The 8252-nt window shown below is 52.4% G+C and carries 11 protein-coding genes; 7 read left to right on the forward strand and 4 right to left on the reverse strand.

The genetic code is table 11. From position 1 onward, the window contains the following. Positions 1 to 1117: signal recognition particle protein (ffh, locus tag P8O11_RS09365; RefSeq protein WP_300293840.1), on the reverse strand; the 1117-nt coding region annotated here is incomplete at its 3' end. A gap of 319 nt (positions 1118 to 1436) precedes the next feature. Here ffh and P8O11_RS09370 point away from each other — a divergent pair. Then, positions 1437 to 1658, forward strand: coding sequence for a hypothetical protein (locus P8O11_RS09370; protein ID WP_300293841.1), 222 nt, complete (start codon positions 1437 to 1439; stop codon positions 1656 to 1658). 301 nt (positions 1659 to 1959) lie between these two features. Beyond that, positions 1960 to 2850, forward strand: a complete 891-nt coding sequence (locus tag P8O11_RS09375) for a LysR family transcriptional regulator (protein ID WP_300293842.1) — start codon at positions 1960 to 1962, stop codon at positions 2848 to 2850. On the opposite strand, the gene P8O11_RS09380 is transcribed toward P8O11_RS09375, so the two are convergent. Continuing rightward, positions 2847 to 3176 carry a helix-turn-helix transcriptional regulator gene (locus P8O11_RS09380; RefSeq protein WP_300293843.1) on the reverse strand — a complete coding sequence of 110 codons (330 nt, stop codon included), beginning with the start codon at positions 3174 to 3176 and terminating at the stop codon, positions 2847 to 2849. The genes P8O11_RS09375 and P8O11_RS09380 overlap by 4 nt on opposite strands. A gap of 323 nt (positions 3177 to 3499) precedes the next feature. Here P8O11_RS09380 and P8O11_RS09385 point away from each other — a divergent pair, with 323 nt between their 5' ends. From P8O11_RS09385 to P8O11_RS09405, 5 genes are all read left to right on the forward strand, one after another. After that, positions 3500 to 3829 carry an AtpZ/AtpI family protein gene (locus P8O11_RS09385; RefSeq protein ID WP_300293844.1) on the forward strand — a complete coding sequence of 110 codons (330 nt, stop codon included), beginning with the start codon at positions 3500 to 3502 and terminating at the stop codon, positions 3827 to 3829. A 2-nt stretch (positions 3830 to 3831) separates the two neighbouring features. Continuing rightward, the gene (locus P8O11_RS09390) at positions 3832 to 4590 is read left to right on the forward strand and encodes a F0F1 ATP synthase subunit A (protein WP_089892300.1); all 759 of its coding nucleotides are present in this window, start codon (positions 3832 to 3834) and stop codon (positions 4588 to 4590) included. Positions 4591 to 4633: 43 nt separating this feature from the next. Beyond that, the gene (locus P8O11_RS09395) at positions 4634 to 4858 is read left to right on the forward strand and encodes a F0F1 ATP synthase subunit C (RefSeq protein WP_089892297.1); all 225 of its coding nucleotides are present in this window, start codon (positions 4634 to 4636) and stop codon (positions 4856 to 4858) included. 83 nt (positions 4859 to 4941) lie between these two features. Beyond that, positions 4942 to 5478: a F0F1 ATP synthase subunit B' gene (locus P8O11_RS09400; RefSeq protein ID WP_300293845.1), complete on the forward strand. Its 537-nt coding sequence runs from the start codon at positions 4942 to 4944 to the stop codon at positions 5476 to 5478. 4 nt (positions 5479 to 5482) lie between these two features. Next, on the forward strand, positions 5483 to 6055 hold the full coding sequence (locus tag P8O11_RS09405; RefSeq protein WP_300293846.1) for a F0F1 ATP synthase subunit B: 573 nt from the start codon (positions 5483 to 5485) through the stop codon (positions 6053 to 6055). Positions 6056 to 6114: 59 nt separating this feature from the next. On the opposite strand, the gene P8O11_RS09410 is transcribed toward P8O11_RS09405, so the two are convergent. Both P8O11_RS09410 and P8O11_RS09415 read right to left on the reverse strand, forming a co-directional pair. After that, on the reverse strand, positions 6115 to 6882 hold the full coding sequence (locus P8O11_RS09410; protein WP_300293847.1) for a FadR/GntR family transcriptional regulator: 768 nt from the start codon (positions 6880 to 6882) through the stop codon (positions 6115 to 6117). Between the two features lie 109 nt (positions 6883 to 6991). Further along, positions 6992 to 8053 carry a hypothetical protein gene (locus P8O11_RS09415; protein ID WP_367186864.1) on the reverse strand — a complete coding sequence of 354 codons (1062 nt, stop codon included), beginning with the start codon at positions 8051 to 8053 and terminating at the stop codon, positions 6992 to 6994. Positions 8054 to 8252: the final 199 nt, after the last annotated feature.

Below are 8252 nucleotides of genomic sequence, written 5' to 3' on the forward strand. Positions count from 1 at the left end.
TCTTGTCGTCAAAGCCTGCGTCCTGCACTTGCTTTGCCATTTTTCCCATGCCTGGCATCATGCCCATGATGCCTTCCATGCCGCCCATTTTCTGCATTTGCTCTAGCTGCATCTTGAGGTCGTTCATGTTGAACTGACCCTTCTGGAAGCGCTTCATCATACGCTCGGCTTGTTCCGCCTCGATCGTGTCTTGGGCTTTCTCGACCAGCGCAACGATATCACCCATTCCGAGGATACGGCCCGCGATACGCTCTGGCTCGAATGTTTCGAGTGCGTCCATTTTCTCGCCGAGGCCAACAAAGCGGATGGGCTTTCCTGTGACGGCGCGCATCGAAAGCGCAGCACCGCCGCGCCCGTCACCGTCCATACGGGTGAGAACTACGCCGGTGATGCCGATCTTGGCGTCGAACTCTTCGGCGACCTCTACGGCGACCTGACCTGTGAGACCATCGACCACAAGCAGGGTTTCGCGCGGATCGACCACGGCGGCCACATCCTGCACTTCTTTCATCAGGACTTCATCGATCTGGAGGCGGCCAGCCGTATCGAGCATATAAACGTCATACCCACCCAACGCCGCTTGCTGCTTGGCACGCTTGGCGATGTCGACTGGAGTCTGACCTTTGACGATGGGTAGGGTATCAACGCCGATCTGTGCGCCGAGTATGGCCAATTGGTACATCGCGGCGGGGCGGTAGATGTCGAGCGAGGCGAGAAGGACTTTTTTGCCCTCGCGCTCCTTGAGACGCTTGGCTATTTTGCCTGTTGTCGTGGTTTTGCCGCCGCCCTGAAGGCCGACCATCAAGATTGGCGCTGGAGGGTTGTCAATCTTTAGGCGGCCAGGGTCTTCAGCGCCTTTAAGGGTATCCACCAGCGCGTCGTGCACTATCTTGACGACTTGCTGGCCGGGTGTGACCGATTTTGTGACCGCTTGACCAGTAGCCTGATCCTGAACCTTTTTGACAAACTCGCGGGCAACGGGGAGTGACACGTCTGCCTCAAGCAGAGCAACACGGACTTCACGCAGCGCTGTTTTAACATCGTCTTCCGAGAGCGCGCCTTGTTTGGTGAGGCGATCAAAGACACCCGATAGGCGTTCGGACAGATTCTCAAACATCGTTCGGTTCCTTCACCGTTTCGTTCTGACCCTACAAAACAATAGGGCCGCCCAATGAAAATAAGCCCCCGTGGGCGAAACTCGCTGACGGGGGGCGATCTCGACTGGCGAGACCGGAAGATTCGAGACTTCCGTATAATTGTGAGACGTTTACCGCGTCGAGGTGGTGTGGTCAAGTTGTCCTGTGGGACGTGTGAGCCAGCAAATATGTGCCACATTTTTAGCATAAAAGACGCTGGCGCGACAATACGCTTGATGCAATGGAGGGAGGGAGGTATGTTTTCTATGTAATTGCCAATTTTTTAACCGAGGTACCAATATGAAAACTGTCGTAAAACTCGCAGCAATCGCACTGATTGCGGCCCCAACATTCGCCGCAGCAGGCAGCAAAAATACAGCTGTTATGGAATCAGACGTGTTCGTTGACACAACACCAGTTCCAGCCGGCTCTTCTGGCTCACTTGGTTCAGGCGGCGCAGGCATTGCTATCGCAATCGGCTTTCTCACGCTTGTAGCTGTCGCATCGTCAGACGGAACATAATATCTTCAAAAGATCATAGTTTCAGCGCCTCAAGAGCTCTGGTGACTGGTTTGAAGTCCAGATAAACGAGGCGCTGTTTCTTCATAAGGCTGCCGATAACCTGCAGCCTTTTGCGTTTAGGGATGATTTGTGGATCTCATCGAGTTTCCCTACACAGCTGCCAAAATTTTCAAATCCTGCGAGCATTTGTATTGATTTAGTAGTTCTGATTGCGTTTCACCTGCGTATAGCGGGTAGAACCGTTGCATCAAAGGATTCGGCCGTTACTCTGGGTCGATGACGTGAACCGCGACACAGGATAATGGCAGGCCGCATTATGGACAACTGGGATGAAATCAGAACGGCCTACCATGTGGCGCGGGAAGGAACAGTAAGCCGAGCGGCGGATGTTCTTGGAATCCACCACGCGACTGTTATTCGGCACATTGACGCTCTCGAGGATCGGCTCAAGGCAAAGCTGTTTCAGCGGCATGCGCGGGGATATACGCCAACTGAAGCAGGCAATGAGCTTTTACGCGTCGGGCAAGCGACGGAGGAACAGTTTGCACAATTAGAATCCCTGATCCACGGAACGAGTAGTGTTGTCAGCGGAGAGCTGGTGATTACGTCTCTAACCGAAATTGCACCGCGCATTGTGCCGCTATTAAAAGAGTTTCAAGACATGCATGAGGGCCTGAGCCTTCGCTACTTGGCCGGAGATCGCGTTTTTAAGCTTGAGTATGGCGAGGCTCATATCGCTATTCGTGCTTCAGCGCGCAAACCTGAAGAGCCTGACAATGTTGTTCAGCAGCTCTGCCGTGCGGAAGTTAGCCTTTATGCTTCTAAGGTTTATCTTGATGCTCATGGAACGCCGCTTGGATTAGACGATCTTGCGGGTCACCACTTTGTTGGGAGTGCGGATGTCAGCGCAGGCGCGCCTTATTACAAATGGCTGACAGGCCACGTTGAGCCAAACCAAATCGTTTTTAAGGCAGGTGACTATCAGATCGCCAATGCGGCCGTTCGAGCGGGAGTTGGGCTTGGCTTTTTGGCGGAGGGAGCTGAGGAATATATGCCGGAGCTCGTTAAGATTGCTGGACCCGTGCCTGACTGGGGCGCTAGCCTTTGGCTCATCACGCATATGGATCTGCACCGCACTGCTAAAGTGCAGGCTATTGCCAAATTTTTGAAAGAGCGTTTGAGCTGCGACTAAGACTTGTCTGGCAGCTCACGTTCAAGGAACCGTTCGAAATCATCTAGGTTCACAGGGTCAAACTGTCCAAAGCCTTGCATCCAGACAGAGGCTTGCTTCAGCGCATCGGGCTCAAGCTTGCACCATTTTACGCGCCCGCGTTTTTCTTGTGAGATCAAGCCTGCCTTGGTGAGCAGGGCGAGGTGCTTTGATATGGCCGCGAGGCTCATCTCAAAAGGCTCAGCAACATCAGTCACAGCCATGTCATCCTCAAGCAGCATCGTGAGGATTGCGCGGCGGGTTGGATCGGCGAGCGCCGAAAATGCAAGGTCAAGTTGATCAGACATCGCTCTATCTCGCTCTTGGAGCGGATTTCGTCAACCATTTGGTTAAGTGTTTTCGTCTGGCGCGCTTCCGGTGAGACGGGTGGTGCAGAGTTTTGGGGGCAAACATTCTTGTTGTTTGAGATGGTCAACCGTTTGGTTGAATAAGGCTTTTGTTGTCTTTGGCCTGCTGTGGCAGGTGCGACAGAAGTTCTTTGGAGTTTCGTGGTTGGCTATTACTAATCAATATCAGTTACTTAGTCATTTTTTGTGTTAGTGCTAACGCAACTTGACTCACGTTGCCCTGCGCAATAGCTAAGCTGCAACTGTCCATGGGGGCTTTTGAAGTGTCGACCCGCAATGAAAATGATCAGCTTTCTGAGCTGGATAAGCGGATCAAAGCGGTGAAAACAGCGCACGCTCCGAAAGATCATATGGATGAACACTACTCTCAAGCGCAATTGGCGTGGCGGATGGTGATTGAGCTGGTGGCTGGTTTGGGCCTTGGCTTTGGTATCGGATATGGGCTCGATTGGGCCTTTGGGACACTCCCCATATTCATGGTGCTGTTTACATTTATGGGCCTTGCGGCCGGAGTGAAGACGATGCTTCGTTCGGCGCAGGAGATCCAGAAGACACAAGAAGCAGCTCAGGCTGCAAGAGACGAAAAGGGTTAGTCATGGCGACTGAGACACACGGCGCAGAAGGCAGCAGCCTCGTATTCCACCCGATGGATCAGTTCATCGTTAAGCCTTTGTTCGGCGGTGATCATATGGGTATGTTCACAATCACCAACGCAACGCTTTGGATGATGTTGGCTATTGTTGCGGTTATCGCGCTGATGGTTTTCGGAACCTCGCGCCGCGCAACGATCCCTGGACGCGCTCAGTCAGTTGCAGAATTGGCTTACGGCTTTGTGTACAAGATGGTTGAAGATGTTGCGGGCAAGGATGCTGTTGGCTTCTTCCCTTACATCATGACACTGTTTATGTTCATCGTATTCTCAAACTTCCTTGGCCTTTTGCCAATGTCTTTCACGCCGACATCGCACTTTGCGGTTACGGTTGTTCTGGCGATGCTGGTTTTTCTCACCGTGACGATCGTTGGGTTTGTGAAGAACGGCGCGAAGTTTCTCGGGCTCTTCTGGGTTTCAAGCGCGCCTCTTGCGCTTCGCCCTGTGCTCGCCATCATCGAAATCATCTCATACTTCGTGCGCCCTGTTAGCCACTCTATCCGTCTTGCGGGTAACGTGATGGCCGGCCACGCTGTTATTAAAGTATTTGCAGGTTTTGCGGCCATCGCCGTGATCAGCCCTGTGTCTGTGCTCGCAATCACTGCGATGTACGGTCTCGAAGTTCTCGTATCGTTTATCCAAGCATACGTGTTCACCATTCTGACCTGCGTGTACCTGAAAGATGCCCTGCATCCTTCACACTAAGGTTTGAAAGAAATCTAAACTTCCAATCGTAAGGAGAATTCACATGGAAGGCGATCTCGCACACATCGGCGCAGGCCTCGCGGCTATCGGTTCAGGCGCAGCAGCAATTGGTGTTGGTAACGTAGCAGGCAACTTCCTTGCCGGCGCATTGCGCAACCCTTCAGCAGCGGCTTCACAAACAGCCACTCTCTTCATCGGTATCGCTTTTGCCGAAGCTCTGGGGATCTTCTCGTTCCTCGTCGCGCTTCTGCTTATGTTCGCCGTTTAACTTTTTCGGACAGCGATCCTTACGGCCGGATGGGCGCATAGCGCTCGTCCGGTGATCAGGCAAGTTCCCGAAGGAGGGCCAACATGGCGACCGAAACGCACGCCGCCGCAGGCCAAGCAGCCGACGCGGCCCCAGGCATGCCCCAGCTGGATTTTTCCACTTGGGCTAACCAGATTTTCTGGCTCGTGGTCACGCTTGTCGTGATCTACCTTGTTTTGTCACGTGTTGCCTTGCCCCGCATCGCGGCGGTTTTGGCAGAGCGGCAGGGCACGATTACCAATGATATTGCAGCGGCTGAAGATCTGAAGCAAAAGGCAGTTGAGGCGGAAGAAGCCTATAACAAAGCTCTTGCAGACGCTCGCACCGAAGCAAATTCTATTATTGCCGATACAAAGGCAGATATTCAGAAAGACCTAGATGTCGCGCTGGCCAAAGCTGACGCCGAGATCACAGCTAAAACAGCTGAGGGTGAAAAAGCGATTGCTGCCATTCGCGAGGGTGCGCTCGAGAGCGTTAAGGCCGTCGCGAAAGATACGGCGAAAGAACTTGTTGCAGCTATGGGTGGAACGGCTGATGCCAAATCCATTACCGCAGCGGTAACGGCACGGATGAAGGGCTAAGAAGATGCGGAAACTTTCAATTCTCCTCGCCCTAACTGCTGCTAGCCCCGCTATGGCTGCAAGCAAGAACCCTTTTTCAGCGTATTTCTGGTCTTTTGGAAACACTGATCTGATTGTTGCGATCGCGTTCTTTGTTTTCATCGGTGTTCTCTTTTACTTCAAAGTGCCAGCGATGATTGGCGGAATGCTCGACAACCGAGCAGACACCATTAAAAGTGAGCTTGATGAAGCGCGCGCTCTGCGCGAAGAGGCACAGCAAGTACTGGCCGATTACGAGCGCAAGCAAAAAGAAGTACAGGAACAAGCAAATCGTATTATTGAAGCCGCTAAGGACGAAGCAGCAGAAGCAGCTGTCCAAGCCAAGGCTGATATTAAAACCTCTATTGCACGCCGTTTGGCGGCCGCAGAGGACCGTATTGCAAGTGCCGAAGCTTCAGCTGTTAAAGAAGTGCGTGACAGCGCGATTGTCGTCGCCGTTGCGGCAGCACGCGATGTTGTTGCTAAGCAGATGACAGCTGCGTCAGGAAATCAGTTGATTGATGATGCGATTTCACAAGTCGAAGCAAAGCTTCACTAAATCGTTCTGAATGAAATCAAAAAACTCAGCCCTAGCGGCTGGGTTTTTTTTGTTTTGCTTCAGTCTTCTCGTTCGTGCTCAAATCTTAAACGCGCTATATCTTCGTTTTTGTCTGACTTGATCTGATCTGCGAGTGCTGCATTTACGAAATTGAGGTGGTTCTCAACAGCGAGCCGTGCGCCCGCAGGGTTACGCTCTTGTAGGGCGTCGTTAATGGCGCGGTGTTGTCCCAATAGTTCTTCGCGCGTTGTGTTTTGTTGAAAAATACGCGCCCTGTTGTAGAAAACACCTTCTTTGAGAAGATCAAAGATTGAGCGCATCATGTGTAGCATCACGACATTATTGCTCGCTTCGATGATGGACATATGGAACGCAGCATCAAGCTCTGCCTCTTTTTGGGCGCCAGTGCGTTTGTCAGCCTTTGCCATGCGCTCATAAGCGTGATTAATGACTTTCAGATCGGTTGCAGAGGCCAGTCGCGCAGCACGCTCAGCAGCGATCCCCTCAAGGTCACGCCGAAAGGCGAGGTAATCAAAGACTGCTTCTTCATGAGACGAGAAAAGCTCTATCAGTGCTTCAGAAAAAGCAGACCCTAAAACATCTGCAATATAGACCCCTGAACCCGCCTTGGTCATCAAGAGGCCGCGCTCTTGAAGCTCGCCAATCGCTTCTCTCAATGAGGGGCGCGACACATTTAGCTTTTCGGCCAAGTCACGCTCAGGTGGTAAGCGCTCGCCGGGGCGCAGAATGCCACGTAGGATCAGTTGTTCAATTTGGCGAACAACTGCACGACTGAGTTTTTCGGGTTGAACAGGCTGAAATGGCATGGGCACTCTCGCTAGAATTGGTAAAACGATATTACCAAAGCTGTGAGGCTGCAAGCCGCTGCTCACGAATAACGGCGAGCCTTGCTAGCCCGCCGTGATCCTTAGCTTTTTATTCTGCAGCGATGGCTGCGGCTTTTGTCGTTGGGCTGAAATGCTGCTTGTTCAAGCGCAACACCAATAGGACCATGAGCGCCTGCGAAACGAGCGCGATGGCTGTGAGGCTCCAGTAAGCGACGCCAAAAGCAGAGATCGCGCCTGCGGCCACAAGGCCTTTGTTCACATAGAACTGCATCAAGACGGAGAATGCGACGCCAGGGCAGACCAGCGCATAGGAACCAGGGGATGTCTTTGTACCGAAAACAAAATCCGCAAAGTAGTTCTGACGGCGCAAGACCGTGAGGCCAAGCAAGAGAAAGTCGACTTGAACCGAGATCATTTGTGTCAACCATAGCATTGTGCTCGCGGCACTGCTGTGTCCCTCAAAAGTAGTATGAAGGCCGTGATCTTGGCGCAAGAACAGGATGGAGAGTATGGTCACGATTGGGACAATGACCATAAGTGTTGGCCCTGCTTCACGTGCTGTGCCGTGGTGTAGCATAGAGCCAAAGGCTGTTGTGAGGGCGACCACTGTGTAGATAAGTGATGCTACAGCGAAGAAAGTGGAGATGGCGAGAGAGAACGCTACAGTAACGGGTGTAAGCGACATCGCTGCCGGAGCGGAGAACCCAACGCCAATCATCGCGAGTGCGAAGGCTGGCAAGAGCTGGGCAAAGCTATTGTGAGCGGTCATATTAAAGATTCCGCCCTCGCTCAAAACTCTCCCGAGGAAGTGCCCGATGAGTCCGAGAGCCCAGACGCCAAGTGCTCCAAAAGCCAGGAGAGCGAGCGGAAACAGATACTCGATAATGTTCCAAAGCCCAGGAACAAACACCAGGCCCACAATGAAGAGAGCGTTAACTGTCATCGCGCTGGCGAGCGGTGCTGCGAGAAGTGTTGTTTCGGCGTTCGAGCGACGCAACTCTGTATAAGCATTTGTTTGTTTGAAGCGGCCAAGGGCGGCAAAATTCCACAGTAGAGACTTTACGTTGAGAAAAGTCATTCCGATGATACCAAGGACCGCGATAACAATCGCGGCTTGCAAGGGTGCGCTTCCAGTTGAGAATGCACTCATAATATCTTCAAAGACAGGTACAGGGCGGCCCTGATGGGGAACCCAGAACATTAGGTACATGAAGAAAGTGACAGAAAGCCCCCCCCGCGCCCAGGGATGCGAGAAAGTAGAGAGGCGAGTATGTATCGGCTGGTTTACGAGACATGGGATGATTTATTATATTCAGCTTTTGGAATGTATATACATTCCAAAAGCTGAA

Origin of the sequence: Lentibacter sp. (assembly GCF_029254145.1) — a bacterium.
Lineage (GTDB): Bacteria > Pseudomonadota > Alphaproteobacteria > Rhodobacterales > Rhodobacteraceae > Lentibacter.

Coding starts and splice junctions, on each gene's coding strand:
- P8O11_RS09370 (WP_300293841.1), top strand. CDS start 1,437: ATGAAAACTGTCGTAAAACTCGCAGCAATCGCACTGATTGCGGCCCCA.
- P8O11_RS09375 (WP_300293842.1), top strand. CDS start 1,960: ATGGCAGGCCGCATTATGGACAACTGGGATGAAATCAGAACGGCCTAC.
- P8O11_RS09380 (WP_300293843.1), bottom strand. CDS start 3,176: ATGTCTGATCAACTTGACCTTGCATTTTCGGCGCTCGCCGATCCAACC.
- P8O11_RS09390 (WP_089892300.1), top strand. CDS start 3,832: ATGGCGACTGAGACACACGGCGCAGAAGGCAGCAGCCTCGTATTCCAC.
- P8O11_RS09395 (WP_089892297.1), top strand. CDS start 4,634: ATGGAAGGCGATCTCGCACACATCGGCGCAGGCCTCGCGGCTATCGGT.
- P8O11_RS09400 (WP_300293845.1), top strand. CDS start 4,942: ATGGCGACCGAAACGCACGCCGCCGCAGGCCAAGCAGCCGACGCGGCC.
- P8O11_RS09405 (WP_300293846.1), top strand. CDS start 5,483: ATGCGGAAACTTTCAATTCTCCTCGCCCTAACTGCTGCTAGCCCCGCT.
- P8O11_RS09410 (WP_300293847.1), bottom strand. CDS start 6,882: ATGCCATTTCAGCCTGTTCAACCCGAAAAACTCAGTCGTGCAGTTGTT.
- P8O11_RS09415 (WP_367186864.1), bottom strand. CDS start 8,053: ATGAGTGCATTCTCAACTGGAAGCGCACCCTTGCAAGCCGCGATTGTT.